Genomic DNA, 19492 nt, shown 5'->3' with positions numbered 1-19492 from the left:
CGGAGTTCAGGAGCACAACGTCATGGGGTTCAGCCTGCTCGCGGGGACGCGGGCACCGATTCGGGTATGGACCGACCCGTACGCCATCGAGCCGCAGGCCGCACGGCAGCTGCGCAACATCGGCGCGCTGCCGTGGGTGCAGGGCGTCGCCGTCATGCCGGACGTCCACTTCGGCAAGGGCGCCACGGTCGGCTCGGTCATCGCGATGCGGCAGGCCGTCTCGCCGGCGGCCGTCGGGGTCGACATCGGCTGCGGCATGTCGGCGGTGCGTACCTCGCTGACCGCCGCCGACCTGCCCGACGACCTGGCCGGGCTGCGGCGGGCCATCGAGGACGCTGTTCCGGTCGGCTTCGCCCAGCGCGACGAGCCGGTGGACCCGCGCCGGGTCCGGGGCCTGGAGCAGCGCGGATGGGATGACTTCTGGCGGCGCTTCACCGACCTCGACCGCCGGGTGGCGCAACTGGAGACGCGCGCTCGGCGGCAGCTCGGCACCCTCGGTGGCGGCAACCACTTCATCGAGGTCTGCCTGGAACAGGGCGGCACCGACCCCGGCCGGGTCTGGCTGATGTTGCACTCCGGATCCCGCAACATCGGCAAGGAACTGGCCGAGCGGCACATCGCGGTGGCGCGCCGGCTGCCGCACAACGCCGACCTGCCCGACCGCGACCTGGCCGTGTTCCTCACCGGCACGCCGGAGATGGACGCCTACCGCCGTGACCTCTGGTGGGCGCAGGAGTACGCGCGGCGCAACCGCGCCGTCATGCTCGCCGTACTGATGAACCTGGTCCGGGAGCGGTTCCCGCAGGTCGGCTACGACGAGCCGATCAGCTGCCACCACAACTACGTGTCGGAGGAAAGCTACGACGGGGTGGACGTGTTGGTGACGCGGAAGGGCGCCATCCGTGCCGGCCACGGCGACCTCGGCATCATTCCGGGTTCGATGGGGACCGGCTCGTACATCGTTCGTGGCTCGGGTAACCCGTGGAGCTACTGTTCGGCGTCGCACGGGGCGGGTCGGCGCATGTCCCGCGCCCAGGCGAAGCGGACCTACAGCACCGCTGACCTGGCGGCGCAGACGTCCGGAGTGGAGTGCCGTAAGGATGCCGGCGTCGTCGACGAGATCCCCGGCGCGTACAAGGACATCAACGAGGTGATGGCGCAGCAGGACGACCTGGTCGAGGTGATCGCTCACCTCAAGCAGGTGGTCTGCGTGAAGGGTTGAGGCACGGCCCGGCGCCCGTCGGGGGGCGGGCGCCGGCCGCCGTGCCGACCGCGAACTACGGTTGAGCGACCCCTCGATACACCGCCATGGCCACACCCAGCCCCAGGTAGTGGCTGCTGAGCAGGAGCACCGCGCCGAGAACGACGCCGGCCCTCCGGGCGTACGGCTTGAGCGGTGCCGTCGAGGCGACGGCGGTCATCGCCGCCCTGACCGGCCCCCAGCAGTACGGCCACGCCGTGCCGATGAGCGTCAGCGTCACGAGCGTGATCGTGTTGCTCAGGTTGCTCTCGAAATCCAGAAAGCTGACAGCCGGGCCATCGGCTGCCTCTCCGTCCATCATCGTCGCCATGCGCAGGCCGAGCAACGTACCGAGAATGGCGCCGATGGCGGCGCGATTGCCGACCGCCGTGACGAATCGCTTCGTCGGTTCGGATCGGCGAGCCACGATCAGGCAGTAGGCCACCAGGTTCAGTGTCGAGAACGACAGGAACGCCACAACCGCCAGTGTCGCGGCGACCACGTGACGGGCCGGGGCATCCAACGTCGTCGGGTCCGCGACGTATCCGGGCGCCAACCAGCCGGCCGCGATGAGCCCGGCGAGCAGGAGCATCGCCAGCGCCGGGCCCGGTTGCGCGGCCCTTTCCAGCACCGCGTCGTACCGTGATTCCGGCTGGTCGGGATCGCGGGCAGCCACGGCAGTGCCTGCCGGCCGGGGGTGGCCGTCCCTGCGTGTCACCGGTATGCGCGGCGGTTTCGAACTGTCGCGCCGCCGTGCGCGCTGCCTACCCATCCCGCCCTCGTTCCGATACCTGCCGCGACCCGCCGATAATCGAAGTGCGCCGAATCGTCGTCAGCCTACTACCGCGATTCAACGCGCATATCAGATAAGCGTCAGTGCAGTTCTCCCCGTCGGTTCACAGCTCGGCCAGCTGGTCACGGCGACGGGTGAGGTACGCCCGCTCGGCGCTGTTGCCGGCCAACTCGATGGCCCGGTCGTAGGCCGCGCGGGACCGCGCGCTGTGGCCCAGCCGCCGCAGCAGAGCGGCCCGAGTGGCGTGGTAGGCGTGGTAGTGCTGCAGCGGCAGGGCGTCGATCTCCGCCAGCGCGAGTTGCGCGCCGTCGAGTTCGGCGACCGCGATCGCCCGGTTGAGTCGCACGATCGGCGAGGGATCGACGCGGGCCAGCTGGTCGTAGAGCGTGACGATCTGCGACCAGTCGGTGTCCCGCGCCTCCCGGGCGTCGGTGTGCACGGCGTTTATCGCGGCGAGGATCTGGTAGCGCCCCGGCGCCTCACCGGAGGCGATGCGCGCACGGACCAGGGCGTGGCCTTCGGCGATCAGCTCGCCGTCCCAGGCGCCGCGGTCCTGCTCGTCCAGGGTGACGAGTTCGCCGCTCGCCGACACGCGCGCCGCCCGACGGGCCTCGGTCAGCAGCATCAGCGCGAGGAGCCCGGCGACCTCGCCGTCGGCCGGCAACAGGGCGCGGACCAGCCGGGTCAGCCGGATCGCCTCGGCGGTCAGGTCGCCGCGGACCGCCTCGCTCCCGGGGCTCGAGGCCAGATAACCCTCGTTGAAGACCAGGTAGAGGACGGCGAGCACCCCGGTGACCCGGGCCGGGATGTCCTCCCGCAACGGCACTCCATACGGGATCCTCGCCACCTTGATCTTCGCCTTCGCTCGGGTGATCCGCCGGCTCATGGCCGTCTCCTGGACCAGGAACGCGCGGGCGATCTCGGCCACGGTGAGCCCGCCGACCATCCGCAGCGTCAACGCGACCCGCGCCTCCATGGCCAGCGCCGGATGGCAGCAGGTGAAGACCAGGCGCAGCCGGTCGTCGTCGATGGCACCGAGCGGCTCAGGTGGCTCGGAGAGCATCAGCGCCTCCTGGTGTTTCTCCTCGCGCCTGGCGTCGCGCCGGATCCGGTCGATGGCCTTGCGATGGGCCGTGGTGGTGAGCCACGCGCCGGGACTCGGCGGGAGGCCGTCGACCGGCCAGCGCTCGACGGCGGTCGCGAACGCCTCGGCGGTCGATTCCTCGGCCACGTCGAGGTCGCCGAAGCGCCTAACCAGGTTCGCGACCACCCGGGCCCATTCCACGCGGTGGACCAGGGTGATCACGTCGGCGAGGTCGGGCGGGTTCACAGGAACGGCCGCAGCTCGACCCGCCGGTTGCAGTGCTTCGACCCGAGGGCGGCCAGCCGGAGAGCGACGTCGAGGTGGGGAGCGTCGATGATCCAGAAGCCGCCGACGTACTCCTTCGATTCCAGGTAGGGCCCGTCGGCCAGGATCGTCTCCCCGGCGCGGGCGTCGACGACGGTGGCCGTGTCGGGCGACGCGAGGCCGCCGGCGAAGACCCAGTGGCCCTCGGCCTTGAGCTGGTCGTTGAACACGCCGATGGCGGCCATCTCGGCCGCGGTCGCGGAGCCGGTCGTGTCGTCGAGAACGGACATCAGGTAATGCGCCATCGGATCGTCTCCTGTCGTCGGTGGTCGGCTCTCACCCTTGCTACGAACGTCACCGCCCCGGTCCGACATGTTCCTCGACCAATTTCGCCGCTCGGGTCTGCTCAGGTGCCGACCGGCCGCCACAGCCAGCGCAGCGCGTCGGGCAGGAGGACGCCGCCGTGGTTCGGGCTGTGCCCGCCATCGCCCAGTACGAGCCGGAAGTCGTAGCCGGCCTCGGCCAGGGCGGCCGCGACCCGCAGGTTGTCGGCGAACCAGTTGTGGTCAGGCTCGTTCCAGCGCAGGTCTCGGTGACCCGCCTGCATGAAGATACGCAGCGGCTTACGAGCAACCTCGGGAATGATCCCGGGGTACGGGTTTCCGCCCGGCATCTGCGCGAAGCTGGACAGGCAGCACAGCACGCGACGGAACCGGTCCGGCCGCAGCCAGGCAAACACGATCAGCGACGCGGGCCGCGACGGATCGTACTGCGCCGGCAGGTGGATCCAGAATCGGCGCGAGGTGCCCGGCTGCCGGTGGGAGTCTGGTCCGTGGAGGTAACGGACGTCCGACTGGTCGACGGCGAGGGAACGGAACGGCACCTCCACGGTCACTCAGGTGACGCTACGAGCCGTCGTCACCAGGGGCAACAACATTCGGCGGACGGAGCTGTTCGGCCCGGGTCCCCGGCGTCCGGAGCCTCGTCCGTCGCGGCGTCGAACGGCAGAACCGCTGACGGTCGTACCGGACCATGGCGTGCAGCCGTACGGGTCGACGGGGATACCGGCGGGCCACGGCGTCGCGCAGGCACGTACAGCCCCGCGTCGGGCAGAATCATGGTTCGTGCGCGACCCTTCCTCCGCATCCGTCGCCGGCCCACCGGGATGAGTCCTCGACCGGCGCTGCCACTGCTGCACTCCCTTCCGGTCGAGCCGTACGCCGGCTGCGTCGAGAGCCCGAGCCGGCTGGCTCGTGGCGCGGCAGCGCCGTACGTCCTCGGGTACGCGGGCTTCCACGCGACGGTCGGCGGACGGCTGCGACGTCGGCTGCTGCCGATCAACGTCACCACGTTGATCGTGGACTTCAGCGGTCGGGGCAGTTGGGTGACCGGGCCGCGCCGGGTCCACGGGACGCACGAGTCGGCGGAGTGGCGACACGGCGTGGCGATCGGGTTGACCCCGGCGGGCGCGTCCGCGCTGCTGCGCGTACCCGCACCGGAGCTGGTCGGCGCGACCGTGGACCCGACGGTCCTGCTCGGACAGCGAGCGGCCGAACTGAGCGACCGGCTGGGCGCGATGCGGGACTGGCCGGCGCGGTTCGCGTTGCTCGACGACCTGCTGGCGGCGTGGCTGCCGACCGCACGGGCGCCGGCCGACGCGGTGAGTCGAGCCTGGTGGCGCTTGCACCGGCCGGGACGGACGGTGGGTCAGGTGGCGGCGGACATGGGGATCAGCCGGCGCGGACTGGAGCTGGGTTTCCAACGACACGTCGGACTGTCGCCCAAGACGGTGGCGCGCGTCGCCCGCTTTCAGCGGGCGGTCCACCGGCTCGGCCACCCCGACGTCACGCTGGCCCGGGCGGTCGACATCGGTTACGCCGACCAGTCGCACCTCACCCGTGAGGTCCGGGCGATGGCCGGGGCCACGCCCCGCCAACTGTTCGCATTTCTGCAAGACCTGCGTGGGCCGGCCACCTAGCCTTCCCGGTCATGATGTTGCGCGGGAAGACGGCGGTGGTCACCGGAGGCTCACGGGGAATCGGTCGGGCGATCGTGCGGCGCCTCGCCCGCGAGGGAGCGCGGGTGGTGTTCAGCTTCCACTCGGACCGGGCCGCCGCCGAGGAACTGACCGGTGAACTCGACCAGGTGGTGGCGGTCCGCGCCGACCAGGCCGACCTGGGCAGCCTCGACACGCTCTTCGCGGCGCTCCCCGACGGCCTGGACATACTGGTCAACAACGCGGCGATCAACCCGTCGCTGCCGATCGCGGAGCTGACCGGCGAGGCGTTCCACCGGGTGATGACGGTCAACGCCACCTATCCGGCACTGGCCGTCCGTCGCGCCGCCGAGCTGATGCCGGAGGACGGCCGGATCATCAACATCTCCAGCCTGAACACGGTGGTACCGGCACCCGGTGCCGTTCTCTACTGTGCGAGCAAGGCGGCACTGGAGCAGGTCACCGCGGTGGCCGCGCGGGAACTCGGTGGGCGGGGGATCACGGTCAACACCGTCTCGCCCGGCGCGACCGACACCGACCTGCTGCGGGCCAGCAACCCGCCGGAGGCGCTGGCGCAGAGCGTCCAGCTCACCGCCCTGGGGCGGCTCGGCCGGCCGGAGGACATCGCCGACGTGGTGGCGTTCCTGGCCGGCCCCCACTCGGGGTGGATCACCGGCCAGAACATCCGCGCGACCGGTGGGCTGCTGCTCTGAGCCCTGGCGGCGAGGCCCCTGCCCGGCCGGTCATCACCGGGTGGCGGCCAGGGTCACCGGCACCGCGACCACGTTGACCCGGGAGCCGTCGTCGGCGGAGACCTCGTACACCTCGATCGTGCCGGCCTGCTCGCGGGCCAGTCGGTAGCCGACGGAGATCCGGTAGCTGCCCCGGCAGCCGGAGCCGCAGGTGGCGGTGGTGAAGGCGGTGGCGAGCTGGCGGCCGGTGGCGTCGAGCACCCGCACGCTGACGGTGGCCTCGAACACGTCGGCGGTGCCGGTGACGGTGACCGGGCTGGTGACCCGGTCACCGATGGCCGGGCCGGTCACCACGACCGGTGGCAGCAGGTCCGCGTAGTCGGCGCGGCCGGCCGGCGCGGCGGTGCCGAAGGCGACCTGTCGGACGGTGGGGAACTCGGTGAGCGTGTAGATCACCTGGGCCTCGCGCAACCGGCGGATGACGGGGTCGGGTGCGCCGGAGAGTCGGACGGTGGCCACGCCGGAGGCGATCCGGCTCACCTGCGCGCCGTCCGGCAGCAGGGTGACCAGGCCGGCGGCGGTCTCGGCGGCGGTCGGTCCGGCGGCCAGCTCGCTCAGCGCGAGGCGCGAGGTGGCCACCGTGACGGGCCGGGTGCGTCGGGTCGGTGCGAGTCGCCCGTCACGGACGTACCACAGTTGCAGGGTGAGGGAACCCGGCCGGCTGGTCTCGGTGCTGGCGGGCCTTGCGGCGGTGCCGGTGCCCGGCGTGGTCGTGGCGGGGGCGTCGGAGGGCGACGGCGCGCTGCCGGACGACGGGCCGAGGCTGGTGGGGCCCGCCACGGTCGGCGCGACGGCGGTGGGTGCCGGCCCGAGCGACCCGGACCGCGCCGGTGCGCACGCGGCGACCAGGAGCAGCAGGGTGATCAGCGTGGCGATCCGGCGGCGGCTCATCCGACGTCGGCCGATCCTGCGTGGTGCGGTGCGGCGTCGGGCGGTCCGGGCTCGTCCGATCCCGCCTCGTCCGGTTGTCCGGCGGGCAGGTCGAGGCGGAAGCGGGTGCCGACGTCGGGGACACTGTGCACCGTCAGCCGACCGTCGAGCAGCCGGGCGTTCTCCAGGGCGATGGCCAGACCGAGTCCGCTGCCGCCGCCCGAGCGTGCCGGGTCGACCTTGTGGAAACGGTCGAACAGGCGCGGCAGATGTTCGGCGGGGATGCCGGGCCCCTGGTCGTCGACGTCGAAGAGCACCCGTTCGCCGGCCCGGGCGACCCGTACGCGGATCCTGCCCGCGCCGTGCTGCACCGCGTTGGCGATCAGGTTGCCCAGCACCCGCTCCAGGCGGCGCCGATCGGTGTGCAGCCGGAGCGGACCGCCGTCGACCGTCACCCGGTCGGCCCAGCCGCGAGCGGCCAGGATGCCGCGTAGCAGCGCCGGTGCGTCCACCTCGGCCACGACGACGGCCTCCCGCCCGGCGTCGAGCCGGGAAATCTCCATCAGGTCCTCCACCAGGCGGCGCAGCCGCACCACGTCGGTGACCAGCAGCTCACCGGCGCGCCGGGCGTCGCCGGGCAGCTGGTCGAGGTGGTCGCGCAGCAGCGAGGCCGCACCCACCAGGGCGGTCACCGGGGTACGCAGCTCGTGCGCCACGTCGGCGGTGAACCGCCGCTCGCGCTCCTGCGCCCGGTGCAGGGCGGCGATCTTCGCCTCCAACGCCTCGGCCATCTCGTTGAACGAGGCGGCCCACGCACTGAACTCGTCACGCCCACCCACCGGCAGCCGGGTGGCCAGCAGGCCCTCGGTGATGGCCCGGGCGGCCCGGCTGGCCCGGCCCACCGGCTCCAGGGTTCGTCGGGCGAGGGTGTGCCCGACCGTGGCGGCGAGCAGCACCACCAGCACCCAACCGGCGGCGAGCGCGTTGCGTAACTGCTCCAGCCCGACGGCGAGGTCGTCCTCGTCGGTGAGGACGTAGAGCTCGGCGGTGGAGCCGGGAATCCGCCCGCCCACCACCAGCAGCCGGTTCGGCTCCGCGATGCGCTGGTAGCCGAGCTGCCCGTCCGCGACGGTGGTCCGCAGTCGGTCACTCAGGGGTGGCACGTACTCCGGGTCCGAGGGCCAGGTGTCACCGGCGATCAGCACCACGTGCCGACCGCTGCCCTCGAAGCTGGTCAGCAGCTCGGTGCGGCGCTGCTCGGTCAGCGGCAGGAACTGCCCGGCGAGCACGAGCCGGTAGCGGGCGTCGGCGGCGGCGGCGTGCAGCGAGGCGTCGTAGCGGGCCTGGCGGAGCAGCAGGTACGACCCACCGGCGAGCACCCCGGCGGAGATCCCGGCGACCAGCACGAACGCGATGGTCAACCGGCGGCGCAGCCGGCCGGGCCGTACGGACTGGGTGCTCACCGTGGTCGCCTGCTCATCCGGCGACGAACTTGTACCCGGCGCCGCGAACCGTACGGATCAGTCGGGGGTTGCCCGGGTCCGGTTCGACCTTGGCGCGCAGCCGCTGCACCGCCACGTCGACCAGCCGGCTGTCGCCGAGGTAGCTGTGGTTCCAGACCCGGTCCAGCAGCAGTTCCCGGGTGAACACCTGCCCGGGTCGGCGGGCCAGCTCCAGCAGCAGCCGGAACTCGGTCGTGGTCAACGGCAGTTCGTGACCGTCGCGACGGGCCACGAACGCCCCCGGGTCGATCTCCAGGCCACCGACCCGTAGCGCGCCGGGCTCGGGCGGCACCACCGCGCGGCGCAGCACCGAACGGACCCGGGCCACCAGTTCGGGCAGGTCGAACGGCTTGCGCAGGTAGTCGTCGGCGCCGCACTCGAGTCCGACCACCACGTCGATGGTGTCCGTACGGGCGGTCAGCATGAGGATCGGCACCGTGCTGCTGCGCCGGATCTCCCGACACACCTGCAGGCCGTCGAGGCCGGGCAGCATGACGTCCAGCACGATCAGGTCCACGGTGCCGGCCCGCCAGGCGGCCAGGGCCTGCCGCCCGTCGGCGGCGGTCTCCACGCGGAAACCGGCGCGGCGCAGTCCGAGGGCGATGACCTCCCGGATGGAGGCGTCGTCCTCGACCACCAGCACGCGGCCGTCCATGATGCACCCAGGGTAGTCCCGGGGCACCGGTGGGTCGCTCGGCGTGACGGTCAGCGGTGATGGTCCGGCCGGCGCCGGACCATCACCACAGCGGTCGGTCATTCCTGCCACTGGTGTGCCACGTCGATCACGATGCGGCTGTGGCTTCCGGGGCCGGCCAGGACGAACACCCGGAACGGCAACCGGGCGCGGACACCGACGGCGAACGTGCTGTAGCCCTCGAAGCTGCCGCCGAATACCACGTCGCGCAGCGTCCGGTAGCGCAGCACGTTGGCCACGTGCTCGCCGGTCCGGTACGGCACCGTGGCCAGGTGCCGGTCGTCGTACGCGGGGGCGCGCAACGACACGCTCAGCAGCGCGCCACCGGCGGTGTACGGCGACAGCGCCAGCCCCTCACCCTCGGTGTACGTCTCGCCGTACGCGACCGAGTAGCCGCTGACCGTGCCGTTGAACTCGAACACCACCCGGTCGTAGCAGTCGTGCCGGCCGGTGCGCACGTCGATCAGCGGGGCGGAGCTGAGCGCCCCGGCCGCCTTGTCGCCGCTGCCCCAGGTGATCCCGCAGTACGGCGCGGCGGCCGCCTGGTGGGCGGTGGTGGGCGCGGCCGTGGTCGGCGTGGCCGTGGCGGCGAGCAGCGCGGCGAGCGCCACGAGCAGCGTGGTGACGGTCCTTCTGGTCCGCATCCTCGTCTCCCTTCGTTACCGCCGCGTCTTACCGCGAGCGGGTGTGAGCTGGTCGGATCCACCGTCCTGCCGGTGCGCCACCGGGGCTTCACGGTGGTGTAACGCGCGGGTAACAGCGGTGGGCGGTATGACGCTTTCGCGATGACACCTGTCCAGGGATGACCATTAATATTCACGCACATCGATCGCGGCGTGTCGGCGCGCCGCTCAGTCCGCAGGGGAGTGCGTGATGATCCGACGACAACTGCTGCGCGCGGCCACCGCCGCGCTGGCGGCGGTGCTGGCCGCGACCGGGCTCCAGGTGGCCACCGCCGCCGGCGCCTCGGCGGCCCGGACCGTCTACTACGACGCCAGCCAGGCCGGCGAGTTCCGGACCAACTTCGACCAGGCCGCCCAGATCTGGAACAGCCGGGTCAGCAACGTGCGGCTGGTGCCGGGCACGCCCGCCAGCGTCACCATCCTGGTCGACAGCGGCTGGCCCCGGGCGCAGGTCACCGGGCTCGGCTCCGGCCGGATCTGGATGGGCTGGCAGGCGGTCAACCAGGGCTACCACCGCACCCGGATCGCCAGCCACGAGTTCGGCCACATCCTCGGCCTGCCCGACCGGCGTACCGGGCTCTGCTCCGACCTGATGTCCGGCAGCAGCGCGCCGGTCTCCTGCACCAACGCCAACCCCAGCTCCGCCGAGGCGAGCCGGGTCAACCAGCTCTTCGCCGGCAGCGTGAGCACCTCGGCCGCCGCCGGCAGCTACACCTGGACCGAGGACACGGGCGTCGGGACGTTCGTGGTCGGCGGCCGGCCGGCCACCGAGAACTACCCGTGGCTGGTCTACACCTCCGGCTGCACCGGCACCCTGATCAAGGCCAACTGGGTGGTCACCGCGAAGCACTGCCCGACCCCGTCGTCGGTGCGGGTCGGCAGCACCAACCGCACCAGCGGTGGCACGGTCGTCGGGGTGAGCCGGGCGGTCAACCACCCGAACATCGACGTCAAGCTGTTCCAGCTCTCCGGCTCGGTCAGCTACGCGCCCGCGCCGATCCCGAGCACCTCCGGCGCGGTCGGCACGGCCACGCGGATCATCGGGTGGGGCCAGACCTGCGCGCCCCGCGGCTGCGGCTCCGCGCCCACCGTGGCGCACGAGCTGGACACCTCGATCGTGGCCGACAGCCGGTGCAGCGGCATCAACGGCCCGTACGAGATCTGCACCAACAACACCAACGGCAATTCCGGCGCCTGCTACGGAGACTCCGGCGGCCCGCAGGTGCGCCGGATCAACGGCGTGTGGAACCTGATCGGCGCGACCAGCCGGGCCGGCAACAACAACTCCACCTGCGCCACCGGCCCGTCCATCTACGGTGACCTGCCCTCGATCCGCTCCTGGATCAACACCCAGGTCGGCGGCCTCCCCGCCTGACACCGATTCGTCGATCATGCAGCTGTGGCACCCCATGAACGCCTCGGAAGGGGATGTTCCGGGTGCCACACCTGCATGATCGGCGGGGGAGTGCGGGGGCCGGTCGCCGAGGTGGGATAGTGGTCGGTCGTGACGCGGTATGGAGTGTTGAGTCTGCCTTCGAGCAACCGGGTGTACTCGGGAGCAGCGGTCGAGTTGACCCGGGCTGAGCTGGAGATCTTCGGCGACGCGGTGCTCGACGGACGGATCGGCGAGGTGGAGACCGCCACCATCGGCGGGGCCCGCTACGTCACCTTCACCGCCGTCGGTGGCCTCAGCGACCGGGACGCCGCGCTGCTGGCCAACCTCTCCAGCGCGTACGCCCTCTTCGAGTTCGTCGGTGACCTGCTGCGCCCGGTGGCGTTGACCCGGCTGGACCGCTTCGACGACGACCTGATCACCATTCAGAAGTACCCGGGGAAGACCAACGAGCAGTTCACCAAGCTGCTGCTCAACGTCACCCTGCTGGCCTCGGCCGGGGCCGGTGAGTTGCTGACCCGACGGTTCCGGGTGCTCGACCCGCTGTGCGGCCGGGGCACCACGCTCAACCAGGCGATGATGTACGGCTTCGACGCCGCCGGCCTCGACCGCGACAGCAAGGACTTCGAGGCGTACCAGGCGTTCCTCACCACCTGGCTCAAGCGCAAGCGGATCAAGCACCGGATCCTGGAGTCCGGCCCGGTCCGCCGCGAACGCAAGGTGGTCGGCCGGCGGCTGAGGCTCGAACTCGCCGCCTCGAAGGAGGCCCACAAGGCCGGCGACGTCCAGTCGGTGGACGTGGTCAGCGCGGACACCACCCGCGTCGGCGAGTTCTTCCGCCCCGAATCGGTCGACGTGGTGGTGGCCGACGCACCCTACGGCGTGCAGCACGGCAGCCGTACCGCCGAGAGCGGGCTGGCCCGCGACCCGCTCGCCCTGCTCACCGCCGCCGCGCCGGGGTGGGCACGGGTGCTGCGCCCCGGCGGCGCGCTCGGCATCTCCTGGAACACCAACGTCGCCCGCCGCGAGGCCGCCGCCGAACGGCTCGCCGCGGCCGGCCTCACCGTCCTCGACACCGGCCCCTGGCGTGCCCTGTCCCACCGCGTGGACCAGGCCATCGTCCGCGACGTCCTGGTGGCCCGCAACCCCACCTGACGCCACACCCGGTCGCATCGATCACGGTCTCCGTTGCCCGTTTCGGCTCGTGCCGAGGCCGGTGCGTGTTGCCTGGTGCCCACGAGGGAGCATCTGGTCGGCGATCCGGAGTGACTGTTCGATGGTGGCGAAGCCGCGGGGTAGCATGACGCGTTCGTATGCGGCGATCGCTTCGGTGAGCGAGTGTTGGCCGCGTGCGGCGGCGAGGAGTTCCGCTGACAGGGTCGCGGCGTCCTGGAGTGCGGCGTTTGCACCGACGCCGCCGGTGGGTGGCATGGTGTGGATGGCGTCGCCGAGCAGGGTGACCGAGCCCGGTTCCCATGCCTCGACAGGTTCACTTGCCCTGATGGTGATCGGAAAGAACGTGTCGGGGTCGGCGTGTGCGAACAGGTCCCGCACTGCCGGGTGCCACCCGGTGGTGGCCTGGGTGGTGAGGTGCCACAGGGCCCTCGGCGGGAGCTTGAAGAGGATCTCGTCGGCCGTGCCGAGGCGTTGCGGGGTCGCGACGAGAGTGGTCATCAGGTAGTCGGATGCGTCTGTGGGCCGGGACCGGTAGCGGACCGTCGCGAACCCGGCGCCGTGTCCCTGCTCGTCGGCCACCCAGCAGAACCCGCGGTGGAAGTCGGCCGGGATGAGGCTGTCGGTGGTGTCGTCGATGGTCATCCGGCCGTAGAGGCAGCGGAGTCCGATGTCCCGGACGGCGGCGTGCGGCAGCAACTGCCGGCGTACCGCCGAGCCGACTCCGTCCGCGCCGACGAGCAGGTCACCGTCGTCGCTGCTGCCGTCGGCGAAGGTCACCCGGACCCGCCCTGATCCGGTGATCTGGTATCCGGTGACTGTCCGCGCGAAGTGGACCGTGTCGGACAGGTCGGTGAGCAGGGCCTGCCGGAACGTGTTCCGGTCGACGTGGGTGATCTGGTCGCTGCCGATGCCCGGGAACGTCTGGGTCATCACGGGCTCCAGTTGGTGGGTGTACGCGGCGACGAGGTCGCCGTTGATGGCGGCGGTGTCGCGGACCCGATCGAGTACCGGCGGCGGCAGGCAGGCGCGCAGCGCGGCGTTGCCGTTCGGGTCGAGATGGACGCGGTAGCCCTGGTTACGGGTCTTCGGTGTGGCGTCCCGCTCGTACACCGCGACGTCGAGGCCGCCCTGGCGCAGCGCCTGCGCCAGGGCCAACCCGCCGATGCCGGCGCCGGCGATGAGGATCCGTGCTCGGTATGCCATTCGCTGCCCTTTCGTCGAGGCCGGTGTGCCGCCGCCGACGCTATCAAGCGTACGTATAGCCTTGTCAAGCAGATGTATGAATAACGTGTTCAGGTGTCCGTATAATCGGTACGTGCCGTCATCGAGCCCACGCAGGTCGCCCAAGCCGCAGGAGCGGCAGCGCGATCCGGAACGCACCCGACAGCGGATCCTGGACGCTGCGGCGGTGGAATTCGGCGCGCACGGCTACGCGGGCGCCCGGATCCGGGCGATCGCCGACCGCGCGGGGGTCAACCAGCAGCTCGTCTCGTACTACTTCGACGGCAAGGAAGGCCTGTACCAGGCCATGTCTCAGCGGTGGCAGCAGCGGCGTCAGGAGCTGGCGCCACCCGGAACGCCAATGCCGGAGCAGCTGCGCCGCTACGCCCTGGAGGCGTTACGCAGTCCGGAAGGCGTCCGCGTGCTGGCGTGGAGCGGCCTGGAGTACACCGGCCCGGCCGACGACCCCGACCGAACCTCCAGAACCCAAATGCTCGCCGACAGCGTCGAAGAACTGCGATCGCTCCAACGGTCCGGTCAACTTCCGGCCGAGGTGGACCCGGCTTGTCTGCTGGTCATGCTGATGGCCGCCGCCATGGCTACCACCACCCTGCCGCACGTCATCGAAGGCATCTGCGGCGTGGATCCCAGATCTGCTGAGTTCGTCGAGCACTTCGCCGACCAGGTCGCCGTCCTCGCTCGGCTCATCGGACTCGACCACCCCGATCCCAACGCCTCGTTTCCCTCAGCGATCAGCTCAGCACGACCGTCGTCATCCGCTGGAGAAGCTTGATCCCCTGCGCGCCGAATCCCGCACCGCGTCACCAGGTTGCCGAAGTGACAGCCTTCAAGCCGAGCGTCGGTGAGTGCTGAGGCGCGAGCTTGCCGATGAGCGCTTTGCCGGCGTTGTGGGGAGCCGCCGTCAGGAGACCGACGGCGGCCAGCGGTGGGTACGCCACTCGTCCCAGGTGGCGAAGCCAGCCGGCGGATCATCGATGGGTTCGGTGCCGTCGAGTTCGCCGGGCGTCGGGACGTCGATGGTGGCAGCCCACCCGGCGAGTTCCTCGTCGGACATGGGCCAGGTCGTATGAGGCGCTTCGGCTTGGCGGTGATCGAGTCGTCGACGTTGCTCGGCCGGGCTCAGCTCGAAGTAGCGCATCTCCACCACCGCGCCCACAGCCGCTGCCGCCTGCCGTAGGGCGGAGCGCTCGTCTCGACTCCACAGGCCGTAGTCGATCACGACGTTGGTGCCCAGTTCGAGGGCCCGCAGCCCGATCTGGATGAGTCGTCCTTCGATCACGTCCTGAGCCGATGGCGGGTTCTCGTCCCCGTAGAGGGCCTTCACCCACTCGTCCTTCGTGAGACGAAGCGCGCACTGCTCGACCTCGATGCGCCGGGCAGCGGTGGTCTTCCCGGTGCAGGGGAGTCCCACAGTCAGGAACAGGGTTGGTCGCCTCATCGCTCTCCGCCTTGTGCACCGTCAAGCTTTCGGTGGCGCAGCTCCCGGATGACGCCGTGCCGCTTCAGCGCCCAGACCAGACGGCGGGCGGGACGGTGCCGTACGAGCAGCCAGGTTGCCTCCCGGACCAGCATCAGTCGATGGCCGCGGAACTCATCCTCTGCCACCCTCCACACCAGTGTGCGCACCCCCCGCGACTCGAGGACGTCCCGGATCTCGGCGCGGACGACTGGATCGTCGAGAGCAGACCGGATCGACACCGCGAGCCCGGGGCGGTCGGCGAGGTTGTCCGAGATCGCGGCGGTGAGGCTGCGCCGGATGTCGTCGGTCTCTATCAGCAGCAGGACCGCGCCGCGGATCTCCGCTGTCTCCAACGCCGAACGAAGGAGCTCCAGGGCCCGCCGCCGCACCTCATCGTCGTGATCGTCGGCGGCCAGAGCGGCGAGCAGAGACGTCACCTCGTCGAGATCGATCAGATGCCGCAGGCCGGCCCGGAAGTCCGGCCGCTCCCAGGCGGCGAGCAGCACCCTGACCACGTTGCGATCCATGCCCTCACCTACCCGACCGACACTCGGGACCAAACGGCTCGGCACGACCACGACGACCGGGCACTCGTCGTGGTCGTGCCGTTCGCGGGTGCGACCGGTCACCGGGATGGACGCTGTCGCCCGCGACCGAGCGGCCGAGGCGCGAGATCAGCGGGGTTGGGCCTGAGGGCGGGAGCCGGTGGGGCCGAAGGCGGTGAGGAAGCGGTCGCGGAATTCGTCCATCGGCCAGACCGGGGCGTCGGCGTCCGGGGTGAGGCCGTCCTGCCAGGCCCAGTCGTTGATCCGCTCGAACACCGCCGGGTCCTTCGCCACGATGTGGATGGGCACGTCGTGACTCGGGTTCTCGCCGGTGACCACGGGGGCCGGCTGGTGGTCACCGAGGAAGACCATCACCGTGTCGTCGTCACCGTACGTCTCCAGGTAGGAGATGAGGGTACGCAGGGTGTAGCTGATCGAGTGCCGGTAACCGGTGCGGGCCTGCGCCGTGGGGGTGCCGATGATGCCCTGGCGGAACACCTCCCCGTCGTCGATGGCGTCCCAGTCGACCACCGACGGCACCTTGGTCCAGGGGGAGTGGCTGGAGACCAGGGCCAGCTCGGCCATCACCGGACGGTCCTTCTTGCCGGCCAACTCGCGCTGGTGGAACTGGTGAATGGCGAACTGGTCGGGCATCGGGGCGAAGGCGAACTTCGGACCCTGGTAGCCGAGGTCGGGCCCGCTGTAGAACTGCTCGTAGCCGTAGAACGCGCCCTCCGGCCAGGCCTGGTTGACCGCCGGCATCACCCCGACCGTACGCCAGGACGCCCGCCCGAACGCGTCACCCAGGGTGAACCGGTCGGTGGCGAGCAGGTTCCGGTAGCGCTGATTGTTGTCGACCCACAGGCCGGACAAGAGGGTGGCGTGCGCCAGCCAGCTCGCCCCGCCGATGGTCGGCGAGGTCAGGTAGCCGCTGCGGGAGCCGAAGCCGGCCGCCGCCAGCCGACCGGCGCCCTCGTCGAGCAGGCGCGGGATCGAGGCGAACTCGGCGTCGGTCACCGCGTCGCGGCCGTAGCTCTCCACGAACACGATCAACACGTTCTTGCCCCGCAGCCCGGTCAGCAACTCGTCGCCGGGCACGTCGCGGAACGGGTCGACGCCCACCTCGCTGGCGAACGCCTGACGGTCGGACAACCGGTCGCGCACCTCGGCGGCGTGCTCCTGGACGAGGATTGTCGCGTTGGTGTCGGCCATCGGCATGGCGGGCACGATCCGTACGCCGAACACGGCCAGTACCGCCCAGACCACCACCAGCGTCGCGACGGACCGCGTGGTGCCGGTCCGGTGTCGGGCGAGCAGCCCGGACAGCCGCACCGTGGACAGCGCGGTCAGCACCGGCACGGCAAGCAGCAGCAACCCGACGCCGAGGGCGATGGCGATCGCGCCGGGCCGACCGATCGACTCGGCCACGAAGCCGAACGCCTCGTCCAGCAGCGACCAGTCCAGCACGAGGTCGAACGGGCGGCCCAGCGACGAGTAGAAGCCCAGGTCGCCGACCTTCACCACGACGATGAGCCCGATCATCACCCCGGCCACCGCGGCCACCACCCGACGCGGTCGTCCGGGCAACGCGATCAGCAGCGCGGCCAGCAGCAGCGCCTCCAACGGAATCCGCAGGAACGCGCCGGGCTCAAGCTGCCACGGGCGGTTGGGCAGGGTCAGCGCGCCCAGGACCAGTATGGCGGCGAGCGCCGTGAGCACCCGTGCGGCGATCCGTCGCTGGCGGGTGACGGGCGCCGTCGCCGAGGCGTCGGACGCCTCGACCGAGTGCGCCTCGCCGCCGGCCGTGGCCCGCGCTCCGGTGGAGTCCGGGTCGGCGATGGTGCTCGTGGTCTGGTCGAGGTTCGGCGTGGATGCCGGGTCGGCGATCGACAACTGGGTCTCCGGGTCAGCGCAGCGACAGGACGGGGGCGGTGGACAGTTCGCGTTCGTCGGCCCGGGCGGCCCGACGAACGCCGATCGGCACGGTCGGCACCGTCGGTGCCACCACCAGGGCCGGGACGGTCCGGACCGCGCGGTTCCGCCACAGCCAGGTGACGTCCCGTCCGAACGACTCGACCAGCAGGCCCAGCGCCGCCACCAGGACGAGGGTCGTCAGCGTCCCGGGCAGCATCTGGGAAGCGGCGACCGCGAGCATGATCCCCTGAACGGCGGCGACCACCTTACGCCAGTACCGGGGCGGCAGTTGCGCGTCCACCCAGGGCAGCACCCAGCCGGCAGCCAGGAAGGCGTACCGCATCAGGCCGATGGCGAGCACCCAGGGACCGACCGACGGAGCGACGTAGAGGCTCAGCATCAGCACCAGGAACGAGTCGACCTCCATGTCGAACCGGGCGCCGAGGGCGCTGACCGTCCCGGTGCGGCGGGCCACCTTGCCGTCGACCGCGTCGAGCGCAAGCGCCACCGTCGTCATCGCGACCAGCACCGCCACCGGCGCGGGCCGACCGCTGGTCAGCGCGTCGGCGATCAGCGCGGTCACCGCCCCGACCAGCAGTCCACGGCCCATCGTCACCCAGTCCGCCGGTCCCAGTCGGTCGGTGCCCGCGTGACGTAGACCACGGACGAGCGCCAGGCAGGTCACCGCCCCGTACGCCAGGCCCGCCAGCCAGCCCGCGACACCGAGACCGACCGTCGCGGCGAGCCCCGCCAGCAGAACGATCTGGACGATCAGTCCGATTTGCGGACCGGTTCGAACTGTGGACACCGTGCCTCCGTGTTTATGATCGACGACCCCTGACAGGGAACTACGGAAAATACGACGGATCGGTTCGGTCCGGACGCAGGTAAGGAGAAAAACCCGGTGACGCGAGCCGCCCGCGCCTTCTGGCTCCGCGCTCCCGGCGTGGGTGAGATCCGTCCGGTGACGCTGCCCGAGCCGAGCGCCGACGAGGTCCTGGTGCGCAGCCGGTACTCCGGCGTCAGCCGCGGCACCGAGACGCTGGTCTTCAGCGGCGGCGTGCCGGCCAGCCAGTACGCCGCGATGCGCGCTCCGTTCCAGGAGGGGGACTTCCCCGCGCCGGTCAAGTACGGCTACCTCAGCGTCGGCGAGGTCGAGCAGGGCCCGGCGCACCTGCGCGGTCGTACGGTGTTCTGCCTGCACCCGCACCAGAGCGCGTACGTGGTGCCGGCGGACGCGGTGACCGTCGTACCCGACGGGGTCCCGGCGGCCCGCGCGGTGCTGGCCGGCACGGTGGAGACCGCCGTCAACGCGTTGTGGGACGCCGCGCCCCTGGTGGGGGACCGGGTGACCGTCGTCGGCGGCGGCATGGTCGGCTGCGCCGTGGTCGCCCTGCTGGCCCGCTTCCCCGGTGTCCGGGTTGAGCTGGTGGACACGGATCCGGCCCGTGCCGAGGTGGCCGCCGCGTTGGGCGTCGACTTCGCCACCCCCGACACGGCCGCCGACGGTCGTGATCTGGTGGTGCACGCCAGCGCCTCCGCCGCCGGCCTGCAACGCGGCCTGGACCTGCTCGTGCCGGAAGGCACCCTGCTCGAACTGAGCTGGTACGGCGACCGGCCGGTGCGGCTCTCCCTCGGCGGCGCCTTCCACTCCGGACGGTTGACCATCCGCAGCAGCCAGGTCGGCACGGTCGCCCCCGCGCGACGCGGCAGTCGCAGCTACGCCGACCGGATGGCGCTCGCCCTGGACCTGCTCGCCGACCCGGCGTTCGACTCGCTGATCACCGGCAGGTCGCCGTTCGCGGACCTGCCCGACGTGCTCGCCCGACTCAGCGGGGGCGACCTGCCCGCGCTGTGCCACCTCATCACCTACGACGGGGAGTGA

The 19492-nt window shown here is 71.5% G+C and carries 19 protein-coding genes and 2 pseudogenes; 8 read left to right on the top strand and 13 right to left on the bottom strand.

What is annotated here, in order from left to right:
• The first annotated feature begins 22 nt into the window (after positions 1 to 22).
• A complete protein-coding gene (locus SM447_RS12820) occupies positions 23 to 1222 on the top strand; it encodes an RtcB family protein (RefSeq protein ID WP_474573269.1) in 1200 nt (399 codons plus the stop codon).
• A gap of 55 nt (positions 1223 to 1277) precedes the next feature.
• Here SM447_RS12820 and SM447_RS12815 read toward each other — a convergent pair whose 3' ends face one another.
• From SM447_RS12815 to SM447_RS12800, 4 genes are all read right to left on the bottom strand, one after another.
• Positions 1278 to 1916, bottom strand: coding sequence for a hypothetical protein (locus tag SM447_RS12815; RefSeq protein WP_474572976.1), 639 nt, complete (start codon positions 1914 to 1916; stop codon positions 1278 to 1280).
• 220 nt (positions 1917 to 2136) lie between these two features.
• The gene (locus SM447_RS12810; RefSeq protein ID WP_474572975.1) at positions 2137 to 3363 is read right to left on the bottom strand and encodes an RNA polymerase sigma factor; all 1227 of its coding nucleotides are present in this window, start codon (positions 3361 to 3363) and stop codon (positions 2137 to 2139) included.
• A complete protein-coding gene (locus SM447_RS12805) occupies positions 3360 to 3686 on the bottom strand; it encodes a YciI family protein (RefSeq protein ID WP_474572974.1) in 327 nt (108 codons plus the stop codon). Before SM447_RS12805 ends, SM447_RS12810 begins: the two co-directional genes overlap by 4 nt.
• A gap of 101 nt (positions 3687 to 3787) precedes the next feature.
• On the bottom strand, positions 3788 to 4276 hold the full coding sequence (locus tag SM447_RS12800; protein ID WP_474572973.1) for a hypothetical protein: 489 nt from the start codon (positions 4274 to 4276) through the stop codon (positions 3788 to 3790).
• A gap of 270 nt (positions 4277 to 4546) precedes the next feature.
• On the opposite strand from SM447_RS12800, the gene SM447_RS12795 reads away from it, so the two are divergent.
• Together SM447_RS12795 and SM447_RS12790 are read left to right on the top strand one after the other, a co-directional pair.
• Positions 4547 to 5359: a helix-turn-helix domain-containing protein gene (locus SM447_RS12795; RefSeq protein ID WP_474572972.1), complete on the top strand. Its 813-nt coding sequence runs from the start codon at positions 4547 to 4549 to the stop codon at positions 5357 to 5359.
• A gap of 11 nt (positions 5360 to 5370) precedes the next feature.
• On the top strand, positions 5371 to 6090 hold the full coding sequence (locus tag SM447_RS12790) for an SDR family oxidoreductase (RefSeq protein ID WP_474572971.1): 720 nt from the start codon (positions 5371 to 5373) through the stop codon (positions 6088 to 6090).
• A gap of 33 nt (positions 6091 to 6123) precedes the next feature.
• Here SM447_RS12790 and SM447_RS12785 read toward each other — a convergent pair whose 3' ends face one another.
• From SM447_RS12785 to SM447_RS12770, 4 genes are all read right to left on the bottom strand, one after another.
• The gene (locus SM447_RS12785; protein ID WP_474572970.1) at positions 6124 to 7020 is read right to left on the bottom strand and encodes a Gmad2 immunoglobulin-like domain-containing protein; all 897 of its coding nucleotides are present in this window, start codon (positions 7018 to 7020) and stop codon (positions 6124 to 6126) included.
• Positions 7017 to 8462 carry an ATP-binding protein gene (locus SM447_RS12780; protein WP_474572969.1) on the bottom strand — a complete coding sequence of 482 codons (1446 nt, stop codon included), beginning with the start codon at positions 8460 to 8462 and terminating at the stop codon, positions 7017 to 7019. The genes SM447_RS12785 and SM447_RS12780 overlap by 4 nt, the downstream gene beginning before the upstream one ends.
• A gap of 13 nt (positions 8463 to 8475) precedes the next feature.
• Positions 8476 to 9156: a response regulator gene (locus SM447_RS12775; RefSeq protein WP_474572968.1), complete on the bottom strand. Its 681-nt coding sequence runs from the start codon at positions 9154 to 9156 to the stop codon at positions 8476 to 8478.
• Between the two features lie 98 nt (positions 9157 to 9254).
• Positions 9255 to 9839, bottom strand: a complete 585-nt coding sequence (locus tag SM447_RS12770; protein ID WP_474572967.1) for an AMIN-like domain-containing (lipo)protein — start codon at positions 9837 to 9839, stop codon at positions 9255 to 9257.
• Between the two features lie 229 nt (positions 9840 to 10068).
• Between SM447_RS12770 and SM447_RS12765 the strand changes: the two are divergent.
• From SM447_RS12765 to SM447_RS12755, 3 genes and pseudogenes are all read left to right on the top strand, one after another.
• Positions 10069 to 10542 (top strand): annotated as a pseudogene (locus SM447_RS12765) (snapalysin family zinc-dependent metalloprotease); the annotation flags it as partial.
• A gap of 18 nt (positions 10543 to 10560) precedes the next feature.
• On the top strand, positions 10561 to 11253 hold the full coding sequence (locus tag SM447_RS12760; protein ID WP_474573268.1) for a S1 family peptidase: 693 nt from the start codon (positions 10561 to 10563) through the stop codon (positions 11251 to 11253).
• A 144-nt stretch (positions 11254 to 11397) separates the two neighbouring features.
• Entirely contained in the window at positions 11398 to 12426 is a 1029-nt protein-coding gene (locus SM447_RS12755) for a TRM11 family SAM-dependent methyltransferase (protein ID WP_474573267.1), read from the top strand.
• A gap of 21 nt (positions 12427 to 12447) precedes the next feature.
• Here SM447_RS12755 and SM447_RS12750 read toward each other — a convergent pair whose 3' ends face one another.
• The gene (locus SM447_RS12750) at positions 12448 to 13650 is read right to left on the bottom strand and encodes an FAD-dependent oxidoreductase (protein ID WP_474572966.1); all 1203 of its coding nucleotides are present in this window, start codon (positions 13648 to 13650) and stop codon (positions 12448 to 12450) included.
• Positions 13651 to 13762: 112 nt separating this feature from the next.
• Between SM447_RS12750 and SM447_RS12745 the strand changes: the two genes are divergently transcribed.
• Positions 13763 to 14461, top strand: a complete 699-nt coding sequence (locus tag SM447_RS12745) for a TetR/AcrR family transcriptional regulator (protein ID WP_474572965.1) — start codon at positions 13763 to 13765, stop codon at positions 14459 to 14461.
• 129 nt (positions 14462 to 14590) lie between these two features.
• On the opposite strand, the gene SM447_RS12740 is transcribed toward SM447_RS12745, so the two are convergent.
• From SM447_RS12740 to SM447_RS12725, 4 genes and pseudogenes are all read right to left on the bottom strand, one after another.
• Positions 14591 to 15127 (bottom strand): P-loop nucleotide/nucleoside kinase family protein, encoded by a 537-nt coding sequence (locus SM447_RS12740; RefSeq protein WP_474572964.1) that lies wholly within the window; start codon positions 15125 to 15127, stop codon positions 14591 to 14593.
• Positions 15124 to 15675 carry a hypothetical protein gene (locus SM447_RS12735; protein ID WP_474572963.1) on the bottom strand — a complete coding sequence of 184 codons (552 nt, stop codon included), beginning with the start codon at positions 15673 to 15675 and terminating at the stop codon, positions 15124 to 15126. Before SM447_RS12735 ends, SM447_RS12740 begins: the two co-directional genes overlap by 4 nt.
• Before the next feature lie 147 nt (positions 15676 to 15822).
• Positions 15823 to 17445 (bottom strand): annotated as a pseudogene (locus SM447_RS12730) (sulfatase-like hydrolase/transferase); the annotation flags it as partial.
• A gap of 154 nt (positions 17446 to 17599) precedes the next feature.
• The gene (locus SM447_RS12725; RefSeq protein ID WP_474572962.1) at positions 17600 to 18415 is read right to left on the bottom strand and encodes a CDP-alcohol phosphatidyltransferase family protein; all 816 of its coding nucleotides are present in this window, start codon (positions 18413 to 18415) and stop codon (positions 17600 to 17602) included.
• Positions 18416 to 18511: 96 nt separating this feature from the next.
• On the opposite strand from SM447_RS12725, the gene SM447_RS12720 reads away from it, so the two are divergent.
• The gene (locus SM447_RS12720) at positions 18512 to 19492 is read left to right on the top strand and encodes a zinc-dependent alcohol dehydrogenase (RefSeq protein WP_474572961.1); all 981 of its coding nucleotides are present in this window, start codon (positions 18512 to 18514) and stop codon (positions 19490 to 19492) included.

The organism is Micromonospora aridisoli (assembly GCF_056150025.1).
This window is presented reverse-complemented; position numbering and strand designations above follow the sequence as displayed.